This window comes from Bradyrhizobium manausense (assembly GCF_018129685.1).
Taxonomy (GTDB): domain Bacteria; phylum Pseudomonadota; class Alphaproteobacteria; order Rhizobiales; family Xanthobacteraceae; genus Bradyrhizobium; species Bradyrhizobium manausense_D.
This window is the reverse complement of record NZ_JAFCLG010000007.1, coordinates 257,370-282,284: the sequence shown is the minus strand read 5'-3', so window position 1 is coordinate 282,284 and position 24,915 is coordinate 257,370. Positions and strand designations below refer to the sequence as shown.

At 65.5% G+C, this 24,915-nt stretch carries 24 protein-coding genes; 11 read left to right on the top strand and 13 right to left on the bottom strand.

Annotated elements, in window-relative coordinates:
• Positions 1-25 precede the first annotated feature (25 nt).
• The 4 genes from JQ621_RS19565 to JQ621_RS19550 form a co-directional block, all read right to left on the bottom strand.
• On the bottom strand, positions 26-1,048 hold the full coding sequence (locus JQ621_RS19565; RefSeq protein WP_212236334.1) for a hypothetical protein: 1,023 nt from the start codon (positions 1,046-1,048) through the stop codon (positions 26-28).
• A 305-nt stretch (positions 1,049-1,353) separates the two neighbouring features.
• Positions 1,354-1,851, bottom strand: coding sequence for a TPM domain-containing protein (locus tag JQ621_RS19560; RefSeq protein ID WP_212236292.1), 498 nt, complete (start codon positions 1,849-1,851; stop codon positions 1,354-1,356).
• Positions 1,852-1,853: 2 nt separating this feature from the next.
• Positions 1,854-2,741, bottom strand: a complete 888-nt coding sequence (locus tag JQ621_RS19555) for a TPM domain-containing protein (protein WP_212236291.1) — start codon at positions 2,739-2,741, stop codon at positions 1,854-1,856.
• A 204-nt stretch (positions 2,742-2,945) separates the two neighbouring features.
• Positions 2,946-3,554 (bottom strand): LemA family protein, encoded by a 609-nt coding sequence (locus JQ621_RS19550; protein WP_212236290.1) that lies wholly within the window; start codon positions 3,552-3,554, stop codon positions 2,946-2,948.
• Positions 3,555-3,727: 173 nt separating this feature from the next.
• Between JQ621_RS19550 and JQ621_RS19545 the strand changes: the two genes are divergently transcribed.
• From JQ621_RS19545 to JQ621_RS19535, 3 genes are read left to right on the top strand one after another with little or no spacing between them, the layout of a single operon-like run.
• The gene (locus tag JQ621_RS19545; protein WP_212236289.1) at positions 3,728-4,579 is read left to right on the top strand and encodes an enoyl-CoA hydratase; all 852 of its coding nucleotides are present in this window, start codon (positions 3,728-3,730) and stop codon (positions 4,577-4,579) included.
• Positions 4,580-4,583: 4 nt separating this feature from the next.
• Complete coding sequence (locus JQ621_RS19540) at positions 4,584-5,732, top strand: acyl-CoA dehydrogenase family protein (RefSeq protein WP_212236288.1); 1,149 nt, start codon at positions 4,584-4,586, stop codon at positions 5,730-5,732.
• Between the two features lie 12 nt (positions 5,733-5,744).
• Positions 5,745-6,941, top strand: coding sequence for an acyl-CoA dehydrogenase family protein (locus JQ621_RS19535; RefSeq protein WP_212236287.1), 1,197 nt, complete (start codon positions 5,745-5,747; stop codon positions 6,939-6,941).
• 191 nt (positions 6,942-7,132) lie between these two features.
• Here JQ621_RS19535 and JQ621_RS19530 read toward each other — a convergent pair whose 3' ends face one another.
• Positions 7,133-9,457, bottom strand: coding sequence for a xanthine dehydrogenase family protein molybdopterin-binding subunit (locus JQ621_RS19530; RefSeq protein WP_212236286.1), 2,325 nt, complete (start codon positions 9,455-9,457; stop codon positions 7,133-7,135).
• Positions 9,458-9,655: 198 nt separating this feature from the next.
• Positions 9,656-10,531, bottom strand: coding sequence for a dihydrodipicolinate synthase family protein (locus JQ621_RS19525; RefSeq protein ID WP_212236285.1), 876 nt, complete (start codon positions 10,529-10,531; stop codon positions 9,656-9,658).
• Positions 10,532-10,643: 112 nt separating this feature from the next.
• On the opposite strand from JQ621_RS19525, the gene JQ621_RS19520 reads away from it, so the two are divergent.
• Positions 10,644-11,477 carry a transporter gene (locus JQ621_RS19520; protein ID WP_312015426.1) on the top strand — a complete coding sequence of 278 codons (834 nt, stop codon included), beginning with the start codon at positions 10,644-10,646 and terminating at the stop codon, positions 11,475-11,477.
• A 185-nt stretch (positions 11,478-11,662) separates the two neighbouring features.
• Positions 11,663-11,938 (top strand): hypothetical protein, encoded by a 276-nt coding sequence (locus JQ621_RS19515; protein ID WP_212236283.1) that lies wholly within the window; start codon positions 11,663-11,665, stop codon positions 11,936-11,938.
• A 42-nt stretch (positions 11,939-11,980) separates the two neighbouring features.
• Here JQ621_RS19515 and JQ621_RS19510 read toward each other — a convergent pair whose 3' ends face one another.
• Entirely contained in the window at positions 11,981-12,943 is a 963-nt protein-coding gene (locus JQ621_RS19510) for a VOC family protein (RefSeq protein ID WP_212236282.1), read from the bottom strand.
• Positions 12,944-13,124: 181 nt separating this feature from the next.
• Between JQ621_RS19510 and JQ621_RS19505 the strand changes: the two genes are divergently transcribed.
• Both JQ621_RS19505 and JQ621_RS19500 read left to right on the top strand, forming a co-directional pair.
• Positions 13,125-13,991, top strand: a complete 867-nt coding sequence (locus tag JQ621_RS19505) for a S1C family serine protease (protein ID WP_212236281.1) — start codon at positions 13,125-13,127, stop codon at positions 13,989-13,991.
• Positions 13,988-14,359, top strand: a complete 372-nt coding sequence (locus JQ621_RS19500) for a response regulator transcription factor (RefSeq protein ID WP_212236280.1) — start codon at positions 13,988-13,990, stop codon at positions 14,357-14,359. The genes JQ621_RS19505 and JQ621_RS19500 overlap by 4 nt, the downstream gene beginning before the upstream one ends.
• Here the strand turns inward: JQ621_RS19500 and JQ621_RS19495 are convergent.
• From JQ621_RS19495 to JQ621_RS19480, 4 genes are all read right to left on the bottom strand, one after another.
• On the bottom strand, positions 14,354-15,424 hold the full coding sequence (locus JQ621_RS19495) for a sensor histidine kinase (RefSeq protein WP_212236279.1): 1,071 nt from the start codon (positions 15,422-15,424) through the stop codon (positions 14,354-14,356). The genes JQ621_RS19500 and JQ621_RS19495 overlap by 6 nt on opposite strands.
• Positions 15,411-16,103, bottom strand: coding sequence for a response regulator transcription factor (locus JQ621_RS19490; RefSeq protein ID WP_212236278.1), 693 nt, complete (start codon positions 16,101-16,103; stop codon positions 15,411-15,413). Before JQ621_RS19490 ends, JQ621_RS19495 begins: the two co-directional genes overlap by 14 nt.
• 97 nt (positions 16,104-16,200) lie before the next feature.
• The gene (locus tag JQ621_RS19485; protein ID WP_212236277.1) at positions 16,201-16,662 is read right to left on the bottom strand and encodes a hypothetical protein; all 462 of its coding nucleotides are present in this window, start codon (positions 16,660-16,662) and stop codon (positions 16,201-16,203) included.
• 303 nt (positions 16,663-16,965) lie between these two features.
• A complete protein-coding gene (locus JQ621_RS19480; RefSeq protein WP_212236276.1) occupies positions 16,966-19,302 on the bottom strand; it encodes a Tex family protein in 2,337 nt (778 codons plus the stop codon).
• Positions 19,303-19,673: 371 nt separating this feature from the next.
• Here JQ621_RS19480 and atzD point away from each other — a divergent pair, with 371 nt between their 5' ends.
• The gene (gene atzD, locus JQ621_RS19475) at positions 19,674-20,792 is read left to right on the top strand and encodes a cyanuric acid amidohydrolase (protein WP_212236275.1); all 1,119 of its coding nucleotides are present in this window, start codon (positions 19,674-19,676) and stop codon (positions 20,790-20,792) included.
• A gap of 108 nt (positions 20,793-20,900) precedes the next feature.
• Positions 20,901-22,376, top strand: coding sequence for an amidase (locus tag JQ621_RS19470; protein WP_212236274.1), 1,476 nt, complete (start codon positions 20,901-20,903; stop codon positions 22,374-22,376).
• A gap of 36 nt (positions 22,377-22,412) precedes the next feature.
• Here the strand turns inward: JQ621_RS19470 and JQ621_RS19465 are convergent, their stop codons facing one another.
• Entirely contained in the window at positions 22,413-22,730 is a 318-nt protein-coding gene (locus JQ621_RS19465) for a hypothetical protein (RefSeq protein ID WP_212236273.1), read from the bottom strand.
• 138 nt (positions 22,731-22,868) lie between these two features.
• On the opposite strand from JQ621_RS19465, the gene JQ621_RS19460 reads away from it, so the two are divergent.
• Both JQ621_RS19460 and JQ621_RS19455 read left to right on the top strand, forming a co-directional pair.
• Positions 22,869-23,783, top strand: a complete 915-nt coding sequence (locus JQ621_RS19460) for a PaaI family thioesterase (protein ID WP_212236272.1) — start codon at positions 22,869-22,871, stop codon at positions 23,781-23,783.
• A 112-nt stretch (positions 23,784-23,895) separates the two neighbouring features.
• Positions 23,896-24,261, top strand: coding sequence for a hypothetical protein (locus tag JQ621_RS19455; RefSeq protein WP_212236271.1), 366 nt, complete (start codon positions 23,896-23,898; stop codon positions 24,259-24,261).
• 9 nt (positions 24,262-24,270) lie between these two features.
• Here the strand turns inward: JQ621_RS19455 and JQ621_RS19450 are convergent, their stop codons facing one another.
• A complete protein-coding gene (locus JQ621_RS19450) occupies positions 24,271-24,903 on the bottom strand; it encodes a 2-dehydro-3-deoxy-6-phosphogalactonate aldolase (RefSeq protein WP_212236270.1) in 633 nt (210 codons plus the stop codon).
• Between the last annotated feature and the right edge of the window lie 12 nt (positions 24,904-24,915).

Here is a 24,915-nt window from a genome sequence, read left to right as displayed (position 1 = left end):
TCTTCGGACGTCATGAATTGGAAGCCTAGCGCGCGACGATCAGGCCCTTGGCGGTAACGACCACCCAGCGGCCATCCTGGCGACGGATCGCATCGACGCGGCCGAGGCCGGGGATGGGATCGCCGGCATAGACCTCGTACAGGCCGCCCCGGCCTTCGATCAGCGCGCCGCCATTGGCGACGTCGCGGAGCCGCCAGCCTTCGACCGTCGGCAAGCGGCCCACCTCGGTCTTGACCTCAGCAGACTTGGGCGCGGCGGGCACGGGAGCCGGCCCAGCGGCGGCCGTCGCGACCTGGGTCGGGACCGGTGCTGCGATCGTGCCGGTGGTTTCCTTCGCGGGCGCAACGGCTGCGGCCTGCGCGGGGGCGGGAGCAGGCGGCGTGGCGCGCAGCTTGTCGACGGCCTCGGAGAGCTTTGCGAGCTTGGCCATCGGCTCGGCCTGCGCCTTCTCGAGCTTGTCGAGGCGGTCGTTGGTCCGGTTGATCTGGCTGAGGCCATTCTTGGTGGTGTGCTCGACATTGGCCTTGAGGGCGACGATGTCGGCATCGATCCGGGAGACGGAGGCATCCAGTGCGCTGGTGTCGGCGACCTGCGCCGGCGCCGGGCCGGAAAAGTGCATCATGCCGGCGGTTGCGAGCGCGCCGCTGACGGCACCAACGCAAGCCGCGATTGCGACAACCGCGGCCATCGCCGACAGGCGGCGCTTGCTGCCGGTGTCACGCACCTCGTCGGCCTTCACATGCGGGGCAAACTCTTCGCGGTCCCAGGACCGCTGCGAGGGCGCCATGACGATGAGCTTGCCGGGTTTCGGCTCAGCCCTGGTTTCGGCCTTAACCTCTGACTTGACGTCGGAGTTGGCTTCAATCTTCGGAGCCTCAATCCTGATAGGCTCGACCGTGGGAGCGTCCGCCTTGGGCGGAGCCTCATGGTCCGGGGCGATCGAGGGGGCATCGATGCCGGCGGCAGCCTCGACAGCCTGCGGCGCGGTATTTGCGGCAGCGTCGGCGGCAGTCCGCTCGTTGGTCTCCTGGCCGGCCAGCTCGGGCATGGGTTCGCTCACGGCTCAAATTCTCCAGTCTGGGTTGACCTTTTGGTAACTTTCATTGCTTGCGAATTCCTTACCTCGGGACCCGCTTACCGAAATTTTAGGAACTCGTCCGAGGCCGAATTGGGTCGGGAAAGTGGAACCGGCGTGGCGGCGTGCAACAAATCGTCAGCCCATGCTGCCCTGCGGCAAGGGCTTGCTGCTTCCACATCGTCATTTGCGAGCGCAGTGAAGCAATCCAGACTGCCTCCGCGGAAAGACCCTGGATTGCTTCGCTGCGCTCGCAATGACAGCGGAAAGAGCGGAGCTTACATCACCACCGGCGCGTCCGGCAGCTCGTTCGGATGCGGCCCACCCGGCGGGAAATACTTTGCCAGCTCTCGCGACACGGCCGCGATGCCGTCGATCACGCCGCGTTCGAATTGGCCGGAAGCAAACTCGGCTTCCATCGCGCGGCAGATCGTCTCCCACCCGGCGGCGCCGACCTTCGCATCAATGCCGCGGTCGGCGATGATTTCGACGTCGCGATCCGCCAGCAGCAGGTAGATCAGCACGCCGTTGTTGTGCGCGGTGTCCCAGATTCGCAGATGCGAGAACACGTCGAGCGCGCGCTCGCGGGCGTGCTGGTTGCGGAACAGCGGCCGGCCATCGAGCGCGCCTTCGACGACGAAGCGGACCTGGCCGGAATGCGTGGTCTCGCTTCTCTTGATCGCCTGCTCGATGCGGTCGAGCACGGCTTGCGGAAACACTTGCCTCGCACGCCAGTGGTGCTGGACGAGATGCCTGGTGATACGCCCGATACCCATTTCTACCAGCTCCCCGAGGCGCCGCCGCCACCAAAGCTGCCGCCGCCCCCGCTGAAGCTGCCGCTGTCGCTGGACGACGAACCGCTGCTCCAGCCGCCCGACGAGGAGCCGCTCGACCAGGAGCCTCCGCGGGACGACCCTGTCGATGCCGGAAACAGATCGGCGATGAAGGACAGGACGAAGCCGATAATCCCGGCGAGCACGGCCAACACGCCGGATCCGAGGACCAGCAACGCCAGCAGGCCAATCACACTGCCGGTCGCGACCGAACCCAGCAGCCGCCCCAACAACGCACGCAAAAATCCGCCGACCACGAAGGAGGCGAACAGGACGACCGGGGCGAGCGGCCCGATGTCATCCAGATTGGCAAAATTCACGCTGCGCGAGGGAGCCGGCAACGGCTCGCCATCGACAACGCGCATCATCCGCTCGGCGCCGGCGGAAATGCCGCCAGCGAAGTCGCCTTCCCGGAACTTCGGCGTGATGACCTCATCGATGATCCGCCGCGAGGTGACGTCGGTCAGTGCGCCTTCGAGGCCGTAGCCGACCTCGATGCGCAAATGCCGGTCGTTCTTGGCGACGACCAGGATCGCGCCGTCGTCGATTTTCTTGCGGCCGATCTTCCAGGCCTCGGCGACACGGATCGAGAACTGCTCGATCGTCTCCGGGTCCGTCGTCGGCACGATCAGCACCGCGATCTGGCTGCCCTTCCTGGCCTCGAAATCACTGAGCTTCTGCGACAGCGCGGCGATGTCGCTGCTCGACAGCGTCCCGGTCCGGTCGACCACGCGGCCGGTGAGCTGCGGCACGGCGACGTCGGCTGAGGCCGAAAACGCCCAGCCAAGCAGCAGTGCGATTACAACGATTGTTCGCCACACACTCGGTGTCATCGCCCGGCTCGCCGTCTTCGCTGACGCTTCGCCGGCCCAATACCGGGGTGCCCGGCGAAGCCCTTGGCGTAGCCGGGACCGGGCTATCCAGTATTCCAGAGACGCCAGCGATATGCCGTGACGCCGCGGCGTACTGGATTCCCCGCTTTCGCGGGGAATGACAGTGGTGGATGGGGCGAAGCGCATTCGCAAAACGGTGTGCAACTACTTCGAGGGCGCGGGCGCGGGGTTGAAATCGACCTTCGGCGCGGTCGAGATTTCCTTCTCGTTCTCCACCGTGAAGTTCGCCTTCTCCTTGTAGCCGAACATCATCGCGGTGAGGTTGCTCGGGAACGAGCGGATGGTGACGTTATACTCCTGCACCGACTTGATGTAGCGGTTGCGCGCAACCGTGATGCGGTTCTCGGTGCCTTCCAGCTGCGACATCAAATCCTTGAACAGGGCATCGGATTTGAGCTGCGGATAGTTCTCGGTCACGACGAGCAACCGCGACAGCGCGCTGGAGAGCTCGCCTTGCGCCGCCTGGAATTTCTGCAAGGCGGCCGGGTCGTTCAGCACCTCAGGCGTTGCCTGGATGCTGCCGACCTTGGCGCGGGCATTGGTGACGCCGAGCAGCACGTCCTTTTCCTGCTGCGCAAAGCCCTTCACCGAGTTGACCAGATTGGGCACGAGATCGGCGCGGCGCTGATACTGGTTCACCACCTCGGACCAGTTTGCCTTGATCTGCTCGTCCTGGCTCTGGATGGCGTTGTAGCCGCAATTGGTGAGGCTGAGCGAGGCCAACGCCGCCAGCACGGTCAGGATCTTGCGCATCAAATTTCTCCAGGTGGAATCGCGCGCAAACTACCAGATTGAGCGCATAGGGCGCCAGATGTCCTGGGACAGGCGCGGAACAGCAGCCGACTGACGCAAGCCCCTTGCCTCTCGCCTGATGACATAGTCAACTCGAAGCAAACAAGACGAAAAACGCAGCACGGGAGCGCGCCATGTCCTCGTTCGAGACCATCCTCGTGGAGCGGCCGGAGCCGGCGATTGCCAGGGTCGTCATGAACCGGCCCGACGCGCGCAATGCGCAGAACCTGCAAATGACCTACGATCTCAACGCCGCTTTCGATGCGGCTGTGCAGGACGATGCGGTCAAGGTCATCATCCTTGCCGGCAATGGCCCGCACTTCTCCTCCGGCCATGATCTTCGTCCGGGGGCCAAGAATGCCGCCGGCGTCGATTTTCCGCCCGTCGGAAACTGGGGCGGCTTTGCGGAAGCCAATGCTCACGGCCGCTTCGCGCGGGAGCAGGAAATATATCTCCAGATCACGCGGCGCTGGCGCAATCTCGCCAAACCCATGATTGCCGAAGTGCACGGCAAGTGCATCGCCGGCGGCTTGATGCTGGCCTGGGCCTGCGACCTCATTGTCGCCAGCGACGATGCGCAGTTTTGTGACCCCGTCGTGACGATGGGCGTCTGCGGCGTCGAATGGTTCGTGCATCCCTGGGAGCTCGGCCCGCGCAAAGCCAAGGAATTCCTGTTCACGGCCGATAGCTGGAGCGCGCAGGAGGCACACCAGCTCGGCATGGTGAACCAGGTGGTGCCGCGCGCGGAGCTGTCAGCGCGCGTGCTTGAGCTGGCGCGCCGGATCGCAGCAAAGCCATCCTTCGCGCTGAAGCTGACCAAGGAAGCGGTGAACCGCTCGGTCGATGTGATGGGTCAGCCCGCCGCAATCGACCAGGCCTTTGCCCTGCACCAGCTCTGTCACGCCCACAATCTTCAGGAGTTCGGCATGGTGGTCGATCCATCCGGACTGCATCCCTCCGTGCGCAAGCCGGCGGCCGCGGAGTAAGGACATGGACCTCAATCTCAGCGACGAGCAACGACTGCTGCGCGAGAGCGCGGAGCGCTTCGTGGCCGAAAGCTACGATGCCGACCACCGTCGCAAGACGGCCAACGATCCGCTCGGCTTCAGCCCCGCGGTGTGGAAGCAGTTCGCCGAGCTCGGCTGGCTGGCGCTGCCGATCGCAGAAGAGTTTGACGGGCTCGGCGGCGGCTCGATCGAGATCGGTATCCTGATGGAAGCGTTTGGCCGAGGGATGGTGTCCGAGCCGTATGTCGCGACCGTCGTGCTCGGCGCTGCGCTGATCGAGCGATGTGGCAGCACGGCACAGAAGCAGGCAAGCTTGCCCAAGATCGCGGACGGCTCGATGAAGCTCGCCTTCGCGCATTCCGAGCGCGCGGCGCGGTTCGATCTGGCCGAGGTTGCGACATCGGCGACCAAGACGGCGCAGGGCTGGCGTCTTTCCGGGAGCAAGATCGCCGTGCTCGACGGCCACGCCGCCGACGAGATCATCGTCTCCGCGCATCTCCATGATCACCAAGGACCGTCAGGGCGGATCGGCCTGTTTCTGGTGTCGGCAACGGCATCGGAGCTTTCGATCTCCGATTACCCGCGCCTCGGCGGCGGGCGCGCCTGCAACATCGAGCTCTCCGACGTGCAGTTGCCGGCAGATGCCCTGCTTGGCGACGGCAAGGACGCGCTGCCCGCGATCGAATGGGCTGTCGATCGCGCCATGGCCGCGCTCGGGGCGGAAGCCGTCGGCATCATGCAGACGCTGCTCGACACCACGCTTGAATACACCAAGATCCGCAGGCAATTCGGCCGGCCGCTCTCCGCCAACCAGGTGATCCGCCATCGCCTGGCCGACATGGCCATCCAGGTCGACGAAGCCCGCTCGATGGCGCTGCGCGCCGCATTGAAGGCCGACAGCGCACCGGTCGAGCGCGCTCGCGCCGCTTCGGCCGCAAAGGCGAAGATCGGCAGATGCGCCCGCTTCGTCGGCGAACAATCGATCCAGCTTCACGGCGGCATGGGCGTCACCGAAGAGCTCGAGGTCGGCGCCTATTTCAAGCGGCTCGTTGCCTTTGACACGCTGTTCGGCGGCAGCGCGCATCATTATGCCCGCCACGCCCAGCTTGGCCGTACCACCGTTTCAGCCTGAGAGGAGCGCATCATGGACCTGTCGTTCAATGCCGAAGAGCGCGCCTTTCAGAGCGAGGTGCGCAGCTTTATTGCGAAGAATCTCACCGAGGAGATGAAGCGCGCGACCGCGCTGACGCCGTCGGTGTTTTCCGACCCCGACATCGGCATGGCCTGGCAGCGCGCGCTGCATAGCCGCGGCTGGGGCGCGCCGGGCTGGCCGGTCGAATATGGCGGCCCGGACTGGACCCCGGCGCAGCGCTGGATCTTCGAGAGCGAATGCGCGCGGGCCGGTGTGCCCAATGTCAACGTGATGGGCGTGAAGATGGTCGGGCCCGTCATCATCGGCTTCGGCAGCCCCGAGCAGAAGAATTTTTATCTGCCGCGGATTCTGTCAGGCGAAGATTATTGGTGCCAGGGCTATTCCGAGCCGGGTTCCGGCTCCGACCTCTCCTCGCTCAAGACGCGCGCCGTGCGCGACGGCGACGACTACATCATCAACGGCACCAAGATCTGGACCACGCATGCGCATCATGCCAACCGCATGTTCGCGCTGGTGCGCACCAGCGACGGCCCGCGGCAGCAGGACGGCATCAGCTTCATCCTGATCGACATGAAGACGCCGGGGATCACAACGCGTCCCATTCTGACCATCGGCGGCGACCACGAGGTCAACCAGGTGTTTTTCGACGACGTGCGCGTGCCCGTCGCCAACCGCGTCGGCGACGAGGGCAAGGGCTGGACCTACGGCAAATATCTGCTCGAGTTCGAACGCGGCTCCGGCATCGCGTCAGCCAAGCTGCGTGAGGGGCTGCGCGCGATCGCCGAGCTTGCGGAGTCCGACCTGACCGGCCGGGCTATCGATAGCCCGGACATCGCAACACGCATCTCCGAGGTCGAGGTCGACATCGACGCGCTTGAAATGACCGAACTGCGCGTGCTCTCGGCGCTGCAGGCCGGACAAAATCCCGGTGCGGTGTCGTCAATCCTGAAGCTGCGCAACAGCGAGATCCGGCAGGCCGTGACCAGGCTCGGCGTCGACGTGATCGGCCACGACGCGCTCGCCGTCGAGCCGATGCGCCCGCTCTACAAGCTCAATCACGAGCCGGCGCTGCCTGAGGACATGCTCACGGTGGTGCCGGAATATCTGAACGGGCGGGCGTACACGATCTTCGGCGGAACGTCGGAAATCCAGCGCGATATCATCGCGAAGATGATGCTGGGGATTTGAGACGCGCAGCGGTGCCACACACACCCCTGTCGTCCCGGCGCAGGCCGGACCCATACGCCGGAGAGGGAGTGTGGCGCGAAGCTGTTCACCACCAATCTTCGCCAAAACGGACTCGGTGGTTATGGATCCCGGCCTTCGCCGGGACGACCGTTGAGTATGGGGCGCGACGGCGAGCGTACAACGAGCTGCGCTTACACTCCCACCTTCGCGTCCCTGATCGCCTTCCAGATCTTCTGCGGCGTCAGGGGCGTATTCAGCTGGGTGATGCCGAGTTCGGCGAGTGCATCCATCACGCCGTTGGTGACGCAGGGCGGGCCGCCGATGGCGCCGGACTCGCCGCAGCCCTTGGCGCCCAGCGGATTGGTGCGGCACGGCGCGGAATCGTCCAGCGTCACCACGATCGGCGGCACGTCGTCGGCGCGCGGAATGCAGTAGTCCTGATAGCTCGCAGTGAGCAGCTGGCCGTCGGCATCATACGACACGCCCTCGTACAGCGCCTGTCCGATGCCTTGCGCGACGCCGCCATGGATCTGGCCGGTCACCAACATCGGATTCACGGCCACGCCGACGTCGTCGACCGTCGTGTAGCGCACGACCTTGGACACGCCGGTCTCCGGATCAATCTCGACCTCGCAGATATGCGTGCCGTTCGGCCAGCTCGGGCCATCGACCTCGCCTTCGGAATCGACGCTGAGTTTTGCGCCGGTCTCCTTCTCGGCAATATCGAACAGACTGATGCGACGGTCGGTGCCGACGACAGTCAGCATGCCGCCCTCGTACTCGATGTCCTCGACCGAGGTCTCCAGCACATTCGCCGCCTTTTCGCGCGCCTTCTGGATCAGGTCGTTGGAGGAGACCGCGACCGCAGTGCCGCCGACGAACAGCGAGCGCGAGCCGACGCTGCCAAAGCCCATGGCGAGATCCGTGTCGCCTTGCACGACGTCGATCTTGTCCATGGGAATGCCAAGCGTGTCGGAAATCATCTGCGTGTAGGTGGTCTGCAGACCCTGCCCCATCGCCATGGTGCCGGAATGCAGCACGACGCGGCCCTGCGCGGTCGCATGCAGGCTGACCTTCTCGGTGTGGGCGCGGCCGCCGGTCCATTCGATGTAGGAGGTGAGGCCACGGCCGTACAGCAGGCCCTTCTTCTTCGCCGCCTTCTTGCGCGCGGCAAAGCCGTCCCAGTCGGCCAGTTTGACCGCGCGATCGAGCATGTGCGCGAAGGCGCCGGAATCATAGACTTGTCCCACCGCATTGGTGTAGGGCAGCTGCGCCGGCTTGATGTAGTTGGCCTTGCGGATCGCGCGCGGGTCCATGCCAATTTTTCGCGCGGCGGCGTCGAACAGACGCTCGACGATGAAGACCGCTTCGGGACGGCCCGCGCCGCGATAGGCACCGACCGGTGCGGTATGGGTCATCACCGACTTCACCTCGAAATGCACCAGCGGCAGGTCGTAGACGCCGGTCTGCACGAACGGCCCGAGCACCAGCGGGATGATATTGGCCGCCCCCGAGGAATACGCACCCGTGCAGCCGATCGACTTGACGCGATAGGCCAGCACCTTGCCCTTCTCGTCGAGCGCGAAGGACGCGGTCGAGGTCAGATCGCGACCATGGGTGCCGCCGACGAATTCGTCCGTCCGATCGCCGCGCCAGCGGATCTTCCTGTTCAGCTTGGTCGCGGCATAGGCGACGATGCCGTCTTCCGGATAGAGGTTGGTCTTCTGGCCAAAGCCGCCGCCGATATCGCCGACCAGCACACGCACGCTGTCCTTGGGACGCTTGAGCACGGCCTCCGCCAGCACGTCGCGGGTCGAGGCCGGGGTCTGCGATTGCACATGCAACAAGAGGCGCCCGGTCTTCTTGTCGATCTCGGCGATGGTCGAACGCGGCTCCATCGCCGAGGGCACCAGGCGCTGGCTGACGAGATCGAGTTCGACCGTGTGCGCGGCCTTGGCGAAGGCTTCGTCCACCTTGGCGGCATCGCCATAGCTCATCGCGCCGACAATGTTGTCGGGCGCGTCCGGCCACACCACTGGCGCGCCGGGCTTCACCGCCTCGACGGGATCGACCACGGCGGGCTGCACGTCATACTCCACCACGATCGCCTCAGCCGCGCCGATAGCCTCTGCACGCGATGAAGCCACCACCGCCGCCACCGCCTCGCCGGTGTAGCGCACGACCTCATGGGCGAGCAGCCGCCGCGGCGGCACGGTCATGGGCTTGCCGTCGGGGCGCTTGAAGATGCTCAGCGTCGGGATGGCGCCGACGTCGTCCTTGATCAGGTCGGCGCCGGTGTAGATCGCGGTGACGCCGGGCATCGACGCGGCTGCGCTGGTGTCGACCGAAACGATCTTCGCATGCGCATGCGGCGAACGCAGCACGTGCAGCCACAGCGCGCCGTCCTCAGGCTTGTCGTCGATGAATTGCCCCTTCCCGGTGAGCAGCCGCTGGTCTTCCAAACGCTTGACGGGCTGGCCCGCTCCGAAACGCAAATTGCCGGGAAGAATATTCATTCCGCTGGGTCCTCAGAGTCTCTTAAAACGCGGCAGCCTTTTAGCGGATCGAGCCATGCGAGACCAGCCGCGGTTTTGGGCGTCGAACCCACGGATTCGTCATGCCGCAAAGATCATTGTCATTCCGGGGCGCCCGAAGGACGAACCCGGAATCTCGAGATTCCGGGTTCGATGCTGCGCATCGCCCCGGAATGACGATCACTCAAGCTCGCGCAGCGCCGCTTCCACGACCTTGCGCGCATCGGCTGACAGTGCGGCCTGCGGTGGGACGGGATCGCCGACATCATAGCCCTGGATCGAAAGGCCGGCCTTGATGCAGGCCGCAAGATTGAAGCGGGCGAAGGCCTCGTTGATGCGCCACAGCCTGCGCTGGAGCGCCATAGCCTCGTCCCAGCGGCCGGCCTGGCAAAGGTCATAGAGCTTAACGCTCTGGCGCGGGATGATACAGGCCGGACCCGCCATCCACCCGAGGCCGCCGATCAGCATCACCGCGGCCGGGATATGGGCGGAGGCCGAGAATACGCGCAAGGAATCGCCGCACCGGTTCATGATCGACAGCAACCGGCCGGTGTTGGTCGAGGCGTCCTTGATATAGCCGATGCGCGGATGCTCGGCGAGCCGCGCGATGACGTCGAGGGTGAGGTCGGAGCGCTGGAATTGCGGATTGGTGTAGAGGACGACCGGAATATCCACGGCATCCGCGATGCTGCGGAAATAGGATTCGATCTGGGCATCGGCGAGCGGAAAATATGCCTCGAGGATCGCCAGAATGCCGTCGGCGCCGAGCTTCTGATAGGCCTGAGCCTGCGCCACGGCATCGGCCGTCGAGGTCGACGCGACGCCCGCAACAACGGGTACGCGACCTTTCGCAGCTTCGATCGTGGCCTGCACGACCGCCATGCGCTGCGCGCCATCGAGATAGGCGAACTCGCCGGTCGAGCCGAGCGGCGTCAGCCCGTGCACGCCCGCGCCGATCAGATCGTCGCAGAGCTTTGCGAGCACGTCGGTCCGCACTGAGCCGTCTGCGCCGACGGGCGAGACGAGATAGGGGAAGACGCCACGAAATTCGGTCATAGCGGGAATAAATTCCGGGGGAAGCGAGTCTTGGTCGGCAGGCGCGCGATCCATCGCGTGCTAACATGAGGTCCTATTGCCAGCAAGCGAACTGCTTTCGAAGAGCGTATCTGTGGTTTTGGGAATTGTCCTGCGGCATTGGCGGGTTTTGGTGTGTTGCGTCGGCTTTCTTGCCGCCGTGCTGTGCAAGGGCGTGGCCCGAGCCGGTGAATGCCCCTCGCCGCAATCGGAGATCGCAACCGATCGTCCTGACGTGACCAATTCGAGCCTGGTGGTGCCTGATGGCAGCATCCAGATCGAGAACGGCCTCAACACCTCTGGCCAAGGCACCGGCAAGGGATTTGACGGCAGCAACAGCCGTCTCCGCTTCGGCGTTGCGCCCTGCCTCGAAGTGCTGGTCGACGTACCGAGCTATGTCGGACGGCTGACCGGGACAGTCGACACCGGTTTCACCAATGTCACCCCCGGCGTGAAATGGCAGGTCGGCGGACTGCCTGAACCTGCGAACCTTTCGGTGGTGACAGGCGTCGGCCTGCCGACCGGCACGCAAGCGATATCAGGCACAGGCTATCAGCCCTATCTGCAATTCCCCTGGTCATACGAATTCGGTGGCGGCTGGGGCATCAGCGGCATGTTCACGAGCTTCTTCCGGCCATCGGACCTCGCCAGCCACCAGACCACCGAAGCGACCTTCGTGATCGAGCGGAAGGTCAGCGAGAAGCTGGCGCTGTTCGCCGAATATGTCAGCGACACGCCGTCGCGCGGCGCCGGCACGGCGCTGCTCAATGTCGGCGGCGGCTATCTCCTAAACCGCACCGAGCAACTCGACTTTCACCTCGCCTTCGGCCTCAACCGGAATTCACCAAACTACATCGTCGGCGTCGGCTATTCGTACCGGTGGGACAATTTCATCGGCACGGCAACGAGACCGCGGCTCTGGCATTGATCGTTGCTCGGGGATGACGGCCGCGAACGTCAGACGCACTGACGCGCTCACAATCAATAATACTTGACGCGTCCTTATACATCCTTTCGGTGTGAACGGCTTCACACCGCGCTCTGCGGCGCGGGTCTAGCGTCGCGATCGCTGCGGACAACACGCGCAGCGATCCCATAACAAGGAGTCAAGCCATGGAAATCTGCATCAATTACGGTGGCGCCCGGCATTGCTTCTTCCTGCCGATCTTCCAGGTCCCGGTCCACTGGGGCAAGCCCGGCCCCGGGCCGGTCAACTACCCGGCTCTGTTCCAGGATGCGATGATCCTGGCGGCGGTGTCCAATGTGGCGAAGCAGATCACCGACGAGCATGTGCGCAAATCAGTCGAGCAAGGCATCACGGCCGGTTTCCAGGCCGCGCAGAAGCACGCCGGCGCCGACGTGTCGATCAACCCGGTGGCACGCGGCTGATCGTGGATCACGCTTGAGCTGTGAGCCGTTCGCGCGAGCGGCTCACAGCTTGAGCAGGCGCACCCGCGTGCCCCAGGGATCGACCGCCTCAAGGCCGTCAGGCAGCTGCGCGACCTTCACACCGCCGTTGCGCAGGCGCTCTTCCTGCGCGGCGAGGATCTCCGGCTTGTCCGTCACCAGCGAGAACCAGGCGAGCCCCGTCGTCGTGTCGTCGCGCGGGCCGGCACCCTGGCTCTGCCAGACGTTGATGCCGAGATGGTGGTGGTAGCGGCCCGACGACAGGAATGCCGCGCCGCCACGGCTGCGGGTCGGGTCGAGGCCCACCGTGCCCTGGTAAAAGCTCTGCGCCTGGGCGAGATCGCCGACGCGCAGATGCATGTGGCCGACGCGCAGACCATCCGGCGCCTTAGCATAGTCGCTGACGCGCGTGTTGGTCAGCGACAGCAGATCGGGAATGTTGAGCTCGTCGGTCGCCATCTTCACGCTGCCCTCGCTCCACTGCCATTGCGAGGGATCGCGATCGGCATAGACCTCGATGCCGTTGCCTTCGGGATCGTCGAGATAGACGGACTCGCTGACGAGGTGATCGGCGAAGCCCGATAGCGGCACGCGGTGCGAGGCGGCATGGACCAGCCAGCGCGCGAGGTCCTTGCGCGTCGGCATGAGGAAGGCGGTGTGGTAGAGGCCCGCGGCATTGCGCGGCTCGATTGCGGCGTCGGGACGGGCTTCCAGCACCAGCAGCGTGATACCGGCCGTGCCGAGCCTGGCGGCGGAGCCTGAACGCTCCATCACGGTGAGCCCGATCACGTCGCGGTAGTAATCCGCCACCTTGTCGAGATTCTTCACCCGCAATGTCACCATGCCGACCCGCATCGGCGTGCGGCTCGCGTAGGTCGGCCCGCCTTGCGGATGACCTTCGGCGCGCGCAGCGCCGGCCGCAGCCATCGCAAGCGAGCTGGCGCCGGCGAGTTGAAGCAGGGTACGGCGGGTGAGGTCGATGGTCATCGGAGAGGGCTCGCTGGAAATCGGTTGAGGCCGTCAGGGGCAATGGGACGATTGCTACACGTTCCCGTGAGGGGCTCCCAATCACATGTTCGTCGGCCCTGGCTCGGGACGGACTGGCCACCCGGCCAGTTTCGCAATGGATCGGGACATCCCAGATTGTGGACAGCTTAAGGAGCCTTCCATGACCGACTTCACCCCTCTCGCCTCGCTTTCATCAGTGCTCGCGGATGTTGTTGCGCGTACCGCGCCGTCCATCGTGTCAGTGCATTCGGATCGCTCCCGCTCCACCGGCTTCGTCTGGAAGCCCGGCCTGATCGTCACCGACGACGAAGCACTGGCGGACGTGGGCGACGTTCGGATCGTCCTTTCCGACGGCAGCACCGTCGCTGCCACGATTGTCGGCCGCGATCACACCACCGACATCGCGCTGCTACGCACCGACACGACCATCGCCCCGGTCAAGCTGGCCTCGACGGTCCCTGCCCTCGGCGCTCTGTCGGTCGTGGTCGCGACCAATCGCGATGCGCCGAGCGCGGCGCTCGGGATGGTATCGGTCTCCGGCACGGGTTGGCGCAGCCTGCGCGGCGGCGAAATCGACGCGCGGATCGAGCTCGATGTTCGCCTGCGTCCGAGCCAGGAGGGCGGCCTTGCCGTCGATGCTTCGGGCGAAGCTTTCGGCATGGCCGTGCTCGGACCACGGCGCGTGCTGGTGATCCCGACGGCGACGATCGAGCGCGTCGCGGCGCAGCTCGAGACCCGTGGCCGGATCGCACGCGGATATCTCGGGCTCGGACTGCAACCATTGCGGCTCGACGACGGCATCGGCGCCATGGTGATGAATGTCGACAAGGCCGGCCCCGCGGCGGCGGCGGGCATCCGCCAGGGCGACGTCATCGTTGCGGTCAACGACCAGAAGCTGTCCGGCGTGCGCGCGCTCTTGCGAACGCTGGGACCTGCCAGCGTCGGCCGGGTGGTCGATGTCGCGGTCCGCCGCGGCGGCGAGCCGGCGAGCTTCAGGGTCACGATCGGCGAGAGGCCGGAGGCGTGAGCGCGGGCAACACGCCTGACGTCGTGCTGTCGCTGGAGATCGATGATCCCGCACTGGCCGACCGCCTCGCGACATTGCTCGGCAATGTCGCGGGGCTTCGCCTTGCCGCGCCCGGCGAGACGGCCAATGCGACGATCGTCGCGCGCGATCCGCGCGTCATGCCGGAGGACATTGCGCTGACGCAGCGCGAGCTCGACGTGTTGGCGCTGATGGCGGAGGGCGCCTCCAACAAGATGATCGCGCGGCAGCTCAACATCTCCGTGCACACGGTGAAATTCCATGTCGGCTCCCTGCTCGACAAGCTCGACGCCACCGGCCGTACCGATGCGGTGGCACATGCGGCGCGCCGCGGCGTGATCGAGCTATAGCGCGCTGCTGAAGCTGAGCTGGACCGTCAGTCCCGGCGCGTTGTCATGCAGCGCGATCTCGGCGCCATGGAGGCGTGACACTGCAGCGACGAGGCTCAGGCCGAGGCCGTTGCCCGGTGTGTAGCGGCTCTGCTCGAGCCGGTAGAAGCGCTTGAACACCTGATCGCGCTGCTCGGCGGCAATGCCTGGACCGTCATCGGCGATGGCGATCGTCGCGCCGTTACCGGCATTACGGCAGCTCACGATCACCTTCCCGCCCGGGCGGCCATGCTTGATGGCGTTGTCCACGAGATTGGCGATGGCGTCGAACAGCAGGTCGCGGTCGCCCGTGACCGCGACCTCGCGGTCGCCATCGAGGCTCAGGCGCGTCGTGACCTGTTCGGCGGCGGCGTCGTAGAGCTCGACGACCTCACCGGCGATCTCGGCAAGGTTGAGCGGGCGAAACGCGCTGCGGCGGGCGCGGGTCTCGATCTCCGATATCCGCGTGATCGAGGCGAACATTCCGAGCACGGCATCGAGGTCGGCGATGGTATCGCCAATCAGGCCGGAGTCGGCGTCGCTGTTGCGCGGCGCATGATAGGCCTTTTCCAGCCGGCCTCGCATGCGCGTCAACGGCGTGCGCAGATCGTGGGCGACGTTGTCGCTGACCTGCTTGACCTCGCCCATCAGCGTCTCGATCCGATCGAGCATCTGGTTGAGGTTTTCGGCGACGCGGTCCCACTCGTCATGGCTGCCGCGCAGGGGAATGCGCCGGTCGAGGCCGGACAACATGATCGCGCGGCTGGTGGCGTTGATCTCCTCGATGCGCCCGACCGTGCGCCGGGTCACCAGCACTGCGGCGACGCCCGACAACACGACCAGCAGCACGGCGACTGCGATCATCGCGAGCTCGAGCATCGCGATGAAGCCTTGGGGATCACCGACATCGCCGACCCGGCTTCGCACATAGGCCAGCGTGCCGAAATAGACGTAGGCCAGGATCGCCGCGACGACCACGCCGAAGACCGCAATTGCGATCAGCGCCAGGCGGAAGGTCGAGGAGCGTAGCGTGTTAACCAGGAGCACGGAGGCAATATCCGATCCCGCGGATGGTGTGGATCAATGGATAGGCCTGGGCATCATCGACCTTGCGGCGGACGCGTCCGACATAGACGTCGATGATGTTGGTGGAGGGATCGAAATGCAGGTCCCAGACGTGCTGGAGCAGCATCGCGCGGGACACGACGCGGCCCTCGTTGCGCACGAGATATTCGAGCAACTGAAACTCGCGCGGCAGCAGCGGAATCTTGCGGCCGCGGCGGCTGGCGTTGCGCGCAATCAAATCGACGGCGAGATCGCCGACGCGCAGGATGGTTTCCTTGGCGATGGTCTCGCTGCGGCGGCCGAGCGCCTCGAGGCGCGCGAGCAGCTCGACGAAGGAAAACGGCTTGACCAGGTAGTCGTCGCCACCGGCGCGCAAGCCGCGCACCCGATCATCGACCTCGCCGAGTGCGGAGATGATCAGGAACGGCGAGGCGACGCCGTCATCGCGCATCTGCCGCATCACAGTGATGCCGTCGATGTCGGGCAGCATGCGGTCGATGGTGATCACGGCATAGTCGCGCGCCACGCCATGGCTGAGGGCTTGGCGTCCCGTGGCGGCGAGATCGACGTCATAGCCCGAGGTCGTCAGCTCCTCGACGAGCTGGCCCGCGGTCTCCGGATCGTCCTCGACGACGAGAATGCGGCGATGGCCTCCGGTCATGATGAACTCCGCGCAACGATCGCCACCAGATTATCCCGTTCCGGGGCTGAGCGGAACCACCCGGTGGCGATCGCGACAATGGTGCGGTCCGGCGATGCTAGTACCAATTTTCCCCGCACACATTGACCCATTGCCACCCATAGGGCGTCAAGCTCCTGCGCCAGCAGCCATCGTCGTAGTAGTTCGAATAATAGTAGGGCGCACCGAAGACGGCGAAGCGGCGGAAATGATGATGGTGGAAGAAGAAGGCGTGACGGCCGATGAAGTGCCCGCCATGCCAGCCGGCACCGGCGAAGCGCGGCCCGATCGCCGCATGCGCGAAGCGCGCGCCACCGAAGCCGGGTCCACCGACATGGGCGAAGCTCATGCCACCCGCATGCATGCCACCGCTGAAGCCGCCGGCGCGCATGCCGCCGCCACCGAAGTGACCACCGCCACCCATGCCGCCACCGTGACCGCCGCCTCCGCCGCCGCCACCTCGGGCGAGCACCGGTGAAGCCAGTGCCATCACTGCGACGATCGCCGCCGCTGTGAGGCCTTTGAGAAGCCTGTTGTCCATCGAAGCATCCTCCTTGCTGCGCGACGGTATTGCGGCCGCGCGAGGAGGATCAGAGAGGAACGGACAAGCAGCTTCAACTTACAAGCGCGCCAGATTCTGACGCGGGAGTTAGGAACACACTCTCTCCTCGTCATTGCGAGGAGATCGCGACAAAATTGCGTAGCAATTTTGCGCTGATGCGACGAAGCAATCCAGAGTCTTTCCGAGGAGGCAGTCTGGATTGCTTCGCTGCGCTCGCAATGACGACGCGGGTAGAACGCGGTCCGACCTCTCCCCGCAAAGAGCGGGGAGAGGTGAAAAACATCAAGCCCGTTTGCCGTTGTTCTTTTCCGCGGCCTTGCGCAGCGCTTCGGCGAGCGCGCCGCCTCCGCCGGACGATTCCGGCTTGCGCGGAGCCGACGACGTCATGCGGGCGGGGTTGCGCGCGCTGTTGTCGCGCTGCATGCCGGGGGCATCTTTCTTGGCGCCGACCTCGTCGTCGAGACGCAGGGTCAGCGAGATGCGCTTGCGGGCGACCTCGAAATCCAGCACCTTGACCTTGACGATGTCGCCGGGCTTCACCACCTCGCGCGGGTCCTTGATGAAGTTCTTCGACATCGCGGAGATGTGGACGAGGCCATCCTGGTGCACGCCGATGTCGACGAAGGCGCCGAAGGCGGCGACGTTGGTCACGGTGCCCTCGAGGATCATGCCCTTCTGGAGATGCTTGATCTCCTCGACGCCCTCCTTGAACACCGCGGCCTTGAACGCCGGGCGCGGGTCGCGGCCGGGCTTTTCCAGTTCCTTCAAGATGTCGGTGACGGTCGGCAAACCGAAAGTCTCGTCGACGAAATCCTTCGGCTTGAGCGTACGCACGATCTCGCTGGAGCCGATCAGCGCCTTGATGTCGCTCTTGGTGGCCGCGAGGATGCGGCGCACCACCGGATAGGCTTCCGGATGCACGCCGGAGGCATCGAGCGGATCCTCCCCGCCGATGATGCGCAGGAAGCCGGCGCATTGCTCGAACGCCTTCGGACCCAGGCGCGGCACCTCCTTCAACGCCCTGCGCGACTTGAACGGGCCGTTGGCGTCGCGATGCGCCACGATGCTCTGCGCAAGACCCGACCCGACGCCGGACACGCGCGCGAGCAGCGGGGCGGAGGCCGTGTTGACGTCGACGCCGACCGCGTTCACGCAGTCTTCGACCACGGCATCGAGCGACTTGGCGAGCTTGGCCTGGCCGAGATCGTGCTGATACTGGCCGACGCCGATCGCCTTGGGCTCGATCTTGACGAGCTCGGCGAGCGGATCCTGCAGACGGCGGGCGATCGAGACCGCGCCGCGCAGGGTGACGTCGAGATCCGGCAATTCCTCCGAGGCGAAGGCCGAGGCCGAATAGACCGACGCGCCGGCTTCCGACACCACGATCTTGCTCATCTTCAGCTCGGCCAGACCCTTGACGAGCTCGCCGGCGAGCTTGTCCGTTTCGCGCGAGGCGGTGCCGTTGCCGATCGCGATCAGCTCGACGCGATGCTTGATCGCAAGCTTGCCGAGGATCGCGAGCGACTCATTCCACTGCCGTTGCGGCTCGTGCGGATAGATCACGGCGGTATCGACGACCTTGCCGGTTGCATCTGTAACGGCGACCTTGACGCCGGTGCGGTAGCCGGGATCGAGACCCATGGTGACGCGGGTGCCGGCCGGCGCGGCCAGCAGCAGGTCGCGCAGGTTCGAAGCGAACACGCGCACGGCCTCGGTCTCGGCCGCGTTCCACAGCCGCATGCGCAGATCGATGTTGAGATGCACCTGGATCTTGGTGCGCCAGGCCCAGCGCACCGTGTCGATCAACCAGCGATCGCCGGGACGTTTGAGGTCGGCAATGCCGAACCGCTTCATGATCTTCAGCTCGTAGGCGCCCGGAACGCCGGCGGGCGGCGTCTCCTCGGCCTGGATCTGGAGATCGAGGATCTCTTCCTTCTCGCCGCGGAACATCGCGAGGATGCGGTGCGAGGGGAGTTTTGTGAGCGGCTCGGAGAAATCGAAATAATCGGCGAACTTTTCGCCCTCGGTCTTCTTGCCCTCGCGCACCTTCGAGGCCATCCGCGCATTGGTCCACATGTCTTCGCGCAGCGCGCCGATCAAATCGGCATCTTCGTCGAAGCGTTCGACCAGGATGGCGCGGGCGCCGTCCAGCGCGGCGGCGGCATCGGCAACGCCCTTCTCGGCATTGACAAAACCTTCGGCCACGATCTTTGGATCATTGCCGGGCTCGGCGATGAGCTGATTGGCGAGCGGCTCGAGGCCGGCTTCCTTGGCGATCTCCGCCTTGGTGCGGCGCTTCGGCTTGAACGGCAGATAGATATCTTCGAGGCGCGCCTTGCTGTCGGCGGCAAGGATGGAGGCTTCCAATGCGGCATCCAGCTTGCCCTGCTCGCGCACTGATTCGAGGATCGCCTTGCGGCGGTCTTCGAGCTCGCGCAGGTAACCCAGGCGCTCCTCCAGCGTACGCAATTGCGCGTCGTCGAGCGCACCGGTCGCTTCCTTGCGGTAGCGCGCGATGAAGGGAACCGTGGCGCCGCCGTCGAGCAGCGTCACCGCCGCCTCGACCTGCTCCGCCCGGACCCCAAGCTCCTGCGCAATCTTCTGGTTGATATTTGCCACGCGAGAATCCCTTTATGACCAAGCACGCACCACGAACCGAACCGCAGCCGCGGGACGCCGCTTATGGACCAACCGAGGTTGATTCATCAAGGTACTGCGACGGACCGTCGACAAGGGATTTTTTTTGTTGCACCGATGCGATCTCGCCACAATCGTGGGGATGTCGCGCGACTTTCCTCCTGCTTTGGCTCCGTCATGCAGAGGTGGGAAACGCGCGGCGCGTTTGCGCCGCTAGGTGAGCACCTCCAGCGACAATGGCTTCGCCATTGCGCGGGGATGACGGAGAGCGAGATCGCTTGCCGCTTGACATCCATCCGCTTCCACGGCTGGTAGCCGGTGCCGGACCACCGAACTACCCACGAGGACAATTGATGCGGACAACATCGGTCGGCGTCTTCAAGATCGCCACCAAGGGCCCCGGCGACGTCTCCGGCCTCATGAGCCTGATTGGCTCAGGAGCGATCGATCCGGCCTCCATCCTGGCGATCCTCGGCAAGACCGAGGGTAATGGCGGCGTCAACGACTTTACGCGGGAATATGCCGTCGCCGCGCTGTGCACGGCGCTGGCGCCCAAGCTTGATCTGACGCCCCATGCCGTCGAGCAGCGTATCGCCTTCGTGATGTCCGGCGGCACCGAGGGCGTGCTCAGCCCGCACATCACTGTGTTCACGCGCCAGCAGATTGCGACACCGCCGGCAGGGATCTCCGGCAAGCGCCTCAGCATCGGCATGGCGCAGACGCGCGATTTCCTGCCCGAAGAGCTTGGCCGCTGGGCGCAGATCGTCGAGACCGCCAAGGCGGTGAAGGCCGCGATGGCCGATGCCGGCATCGCCGATCCGGCCGACGTTCATTTCGTCCAGATCAAGTGCCCGCTGCTCACCAGCGAGCGGGTCGAAGCCGCAAGCGCGCGCGGCCACAAGACGGCGACGATCAGCGCCTACAGCTCGATGGCCTATTCGCGCGGCGCCGCTGCACTAGGCGTTGCGGTCGCGCTCGGCGAGATCGCCCCCGGCATACGCGACGAGGACGTGCTGCGGCGTTACGATCTGTTCTCGAAAGTCGCCTCGACCTCGTCGGGCATCGAGCTGATGCACAACGTCGTCATCGTGCTCGGCAATTCAGGGGCGTCAGCCAGCGACTTCGAGATCGCGCACGCCGTGATGAGCGATGCGATCGATGCCGCCGCCATCGCCGAGGCGCTGGATGGTGTCGGAATTGGCGTTGGACTTGGCGCGCCAACGAAGGCGAGCCGCGAGCTTGTCAACGTCTTCGCGAAGGCCGAGGCCTCGCCTAATGGCACCGTCCGCGGCTTCCGCCACACCATGCTCGAAGACACCGACATCAGCTCGACGCGACATGCCCGCGCGGCGGTGGGCGGCCTGATCGCGGGCCTTGCCGGCACCGGCGCGGTCTACGTCTCCGGCGGCGCCGAGCATCAGGGCCCCGCCGGCGGCGGACCGGTCGCGGCGATCGCGCGGCTGAAGCATTAGCACCACGACCTCTCCGCCCGGCGCAACCCTGCCCTTCGCGCCGGCTCAGTTGATTCAGGCGGGCCCTTGCGAAGAAGGTGGCGCCGCACCTTTGGGGATTTTGACTTCATGACTTTGCCGATGAGCTGGAACGAATGGGCGCAGCACGATGGCGTCGGGCTTGCAGCGCGCGTCCGCAAGGGTGAGCTGACGGCCAAGGACCTGGCACGACAGGCCGCAGCGGCGGTGGCGAAGGTCAATCCGACGCTGTCGGGCGTGGTGGAGCTGTTCGACGACGTGATCGCCGATCCCGCCAAGGACGGCGCCAATCTGGCCGGCCCGTTCGCCGGCCTGCCCTTCCTGATGAAGGATCTGGGGCCGACCATGAAGGGCCGGCTGCAGGAAATGGGCTCGCTGCTGATGCGCGGCAATCGCGCCGCGGCTGATACGTTCCTGACCGGAAAATTCCGCCAGGCAGGACTCAATTTGATCGGCCGCACGACGACGCCGGAATTCGGCGTGTGCTCATCGGCCGACAATCCCGCCGTCTACGTCACCCGCAATCCGTGGAATACCGACTACACCACCTGCGGCTCGTCGGCCGGCAGTGCCGCGATGGTCGCGGCCGGTGTGGTGCCGATCGCGCACGCGACCGACGGCGGCGGTTCGATCCGCATTCCCGCCGGCGTCAACGGCAACATCGGACTGAAAGTCTCGCGCGGCGTATTCTCACTGGCGCCGCACATGTCCGACCTCACCGGTCTCGTCTCGATCCAGGGCTGCCAGTCGCGCTCGGTGCGCGACACCGCCGCCTTCGTCGACCATGCCCGCGGCCCTGCGCCCGGCGAGTTCATGCCGTTCTGGACCACGGCACAGCCTTACAGCGAGATGATCAAGCGCGATCCGTCCAAGCTGCGCATAGCGCTGTCGCACACCTGGGGCGACTACACCGCCACACCGGAGATCGCCGCCGAGTTGGAGCGGACCGGGCGCTTCCTCGAGGGCCTTGGCCATCACGTCGACTACGCGCTGCCCGAGCTCGATTTCCGCGCGGCCTTCGCGGCGCAGACCGCCTGCTACATCTCGAACTTCTCCGTAGTGATCTCCAACTTGCTGGCCGCGCGCGGGCTGGAGCGCCCGCCGGAAGATCTGATCGAGCCCATGAACATCCGGATCTGGGAAGCCGGGCTTCACACCAGCTTCGCCGACCGGGCCAGGATGCAGGCCGTGTTCAACACGACGTCGCGCGGCTTCGGCAGCTTCTTCGAGCAATGGGATGTGATCCTGACGCCGATCACCGCGCTGCCGACGCCTGAGGTCGGCACCAGGCAATATCTCACCATTTCCGACAACCCCGACGTGCTCGACTGGTTCGGCAATCTCTGGCGCTTCTTCGCCTTCACGCCGCTCGCGAATCTTTGCGGCATGCCGGCGATATCGATGCCGATGGCAAGCCAGGACCACGGCCTGCCGCTCGGCATCCAGGCGATCGGCAAGCAGGCCAATGACGGCCTGCTGCTGCAACTCGCCGCCCAGATCGAGCGCGCGCTCGATGGCAAGTGGAACGGCGGCAAGATGCCGAAGGTGCATGTGGCGAAGGCGTAGGCGATCGCGTTGAGATGCGATCGCCTTTCGTGAGCCTCAGTTCTTCACCGCCGGGATCGCTTCCTCCGGCTGCTGCTGGCCCATCTTGAGCATCGCGAGCGCCTTGTCGAGCGCTTCGCGCAAGGCCATCGCTGCCGCCGGGCTGCAGCGCAGATGCGCGGTCTGGACCACGTCGACCCTGACGGCGGCGCCGATCGGCATCAACAGGTTGGCGGCGAGCTCGATCTGGATGGCGCCATTGTGATGGCCGAAGCAGGATGCGCCGTCGAAATAGATGATCGGCGCCCGCTCCGAGCTCGAGGTGGAAATGGTGACGGGCCCCTGATCGGCGGCGGGTGTTTCGGGGTCAGCCATGGGATACTCCTCGCGGGCGATGAAGGCCCACCATCGTTGCTTTGCCCTGGTCTGTCGAGGCCAAACAGCCCTGCAAACCCGCCGTGCCATGACGCATGCGGGGTTTTGCGCGGCGGCCGACTGGTCTAGAACATCATCATGTCCACGTCAGCGACCACAATTCCGTTCGAGGAACTTGCCGAGGCCATCAAAGGCCGCCGTTCCGACTACGGTCATATCAGCGGCCTCCAGCTCGACCGGTTCGCGCCGGGCGAGGCCTGGTCGAGCCTGCCCTACCGCCCCGTCTTCGTCGGCGACACCGAGACCGGCGTGCTGCATGGCGGTGTCGTCACCGCGATGCTGGACGAGAGCTGCGGCATGGCGGTGCAGCTCGCACTCGACGGCAGCAGCGCGATCGCCACGCTCGACCTGCGCATCGACTACCAGAAGCCGGCGACGCCCGGCCTTGCCATCAAGGCGCATTCGGTATGCTACCGCACCACACGCTCGATCGCCTTCGTCCGCTCCACAGCCTATCAGGAGGTCGAGGATGATCCGGTGGCGACCGCGACCGGATGCTTCATGATCGGCGCCAACCGCACCAACATGCTCGCTGACCGCAGGATGGACCTGCGCAGCATCCCGACGCTGGAAGCGCCTGACGAACCGGACGGCCCGTTCGCGGGCAGCCCGTTCGCACGCGCCCTCGGCATTCGCGTCAATGATGACGGCACGCTGACCATGCCGTTCTCGCCGCAGATCATCGGCAACCCGATCCTGCCCGCGATCCATGGCGGCATGACCGGCGCGTTGCTCGAGACCACGGCCATCCTCGGCGTACGGCGCGAGCTTGGGATCGCGACGTTACCGAAGCCGATCGGGCTCACCGTCAATTACCTGCGCTCCGGCCGGGCGCTGGACACCATTGCCAACGTCTCAATCGTGAAACAGGGCCGGCGTATCGTCGCCTTCGAGGCGCGGGCCTGGCAGGAGGATCCCGGCAAGCCGATCGCCTCCGCCTTTGGCCATTTCATGCTGCGCCCGACGCCGGGAAACGACGAGGAAGTGGCGTAAATCGGCGTATTTGACTTGACGGCCGGGACTTGACGTCAAAGGCTTGACGTCAAAGGCTTGACGTCAAAGGCTTGGGACTCAACGATAGCCCATCCCTGCAAGAGGTATTCGGTTGCGGCATCCGATCGACATCATTGCCATGTTTGCCGCCATCTGGCTGCTCGCCTCGATGGTGCTCGACGCGGTGACGCCGAAGGAGCTGACGGCGGTCATGATCGCCATCGCGATCGGGCCAGCCGTGATCATCACCGCCGTGTTCTATTACATGCGCTGTCCTCGGACCGATTTCGCGGTGATGTTCGCGGCGCTCTGGCTGATTTCGGACATCGCCATCGCCTTCATCTCGCCGAAGGAGCTGCCAAACTGGCTGTTCGTGCTCGGCTTCGTGCCGGCGGCGCTGATCGGAATCGTGCTGCACTGGCAGCGCTTCCAGCGCCGCCATGAGCGGTTGCCCCTGCCGTCGGCGAAGCGGGGCTGACGCGGAAAATCAGCCGCCCCGAACGGCCCGATCGTAGGCTTCGATCGTCGCCTTCGCGCGCGCGGCGACATCGGCGGCGGACATGCCGGGCTTGTAGAGGCCGGAGCCGAGCCCGAACGCGGTGACGCCGCCCTTGATGTACTCGGCAAAATTCTGGTCGGAGACGCCGCCGACGGCGGCGATCATCACGCCGGCCGGCAGAATGGCGCGGATCGCGGCAATGCCGGAGGCGCCAAGAACGCTCGCCGGAAAGAACTTCAGGCCGGACGCTCCGGAGCGGGCCGCGAGCAGCGCTTCGGTCGGCGAGAACACGCCGGGCAACGTCACCATGCCGTGCTGATGCGCCCGCGCCAGCACCTCGACATCGACATTCGGCGAGACCATCAGCTTGCCGCCGACATCGTTGAGACGATCGACATCCGCCGCTGACAGCACCGTGCCGGCGCCGATCAGCACGCCCGCGGGCGCGAGCTTCGCGGCCGTGCCGATTGAACGGAACGGATCGGGCGAGTTCAGGGGGATCTCGATCGCCGTCATGCCGGCTTCGATCAGCACACTGAGGATGGCCTCGGTCTCCTCCGGCTTGACGCCGCGCAGGATCGCGACCAGGGGCCGCTTCATCGGCGGAAAGAGAACGCTCATCTTCACAATCCT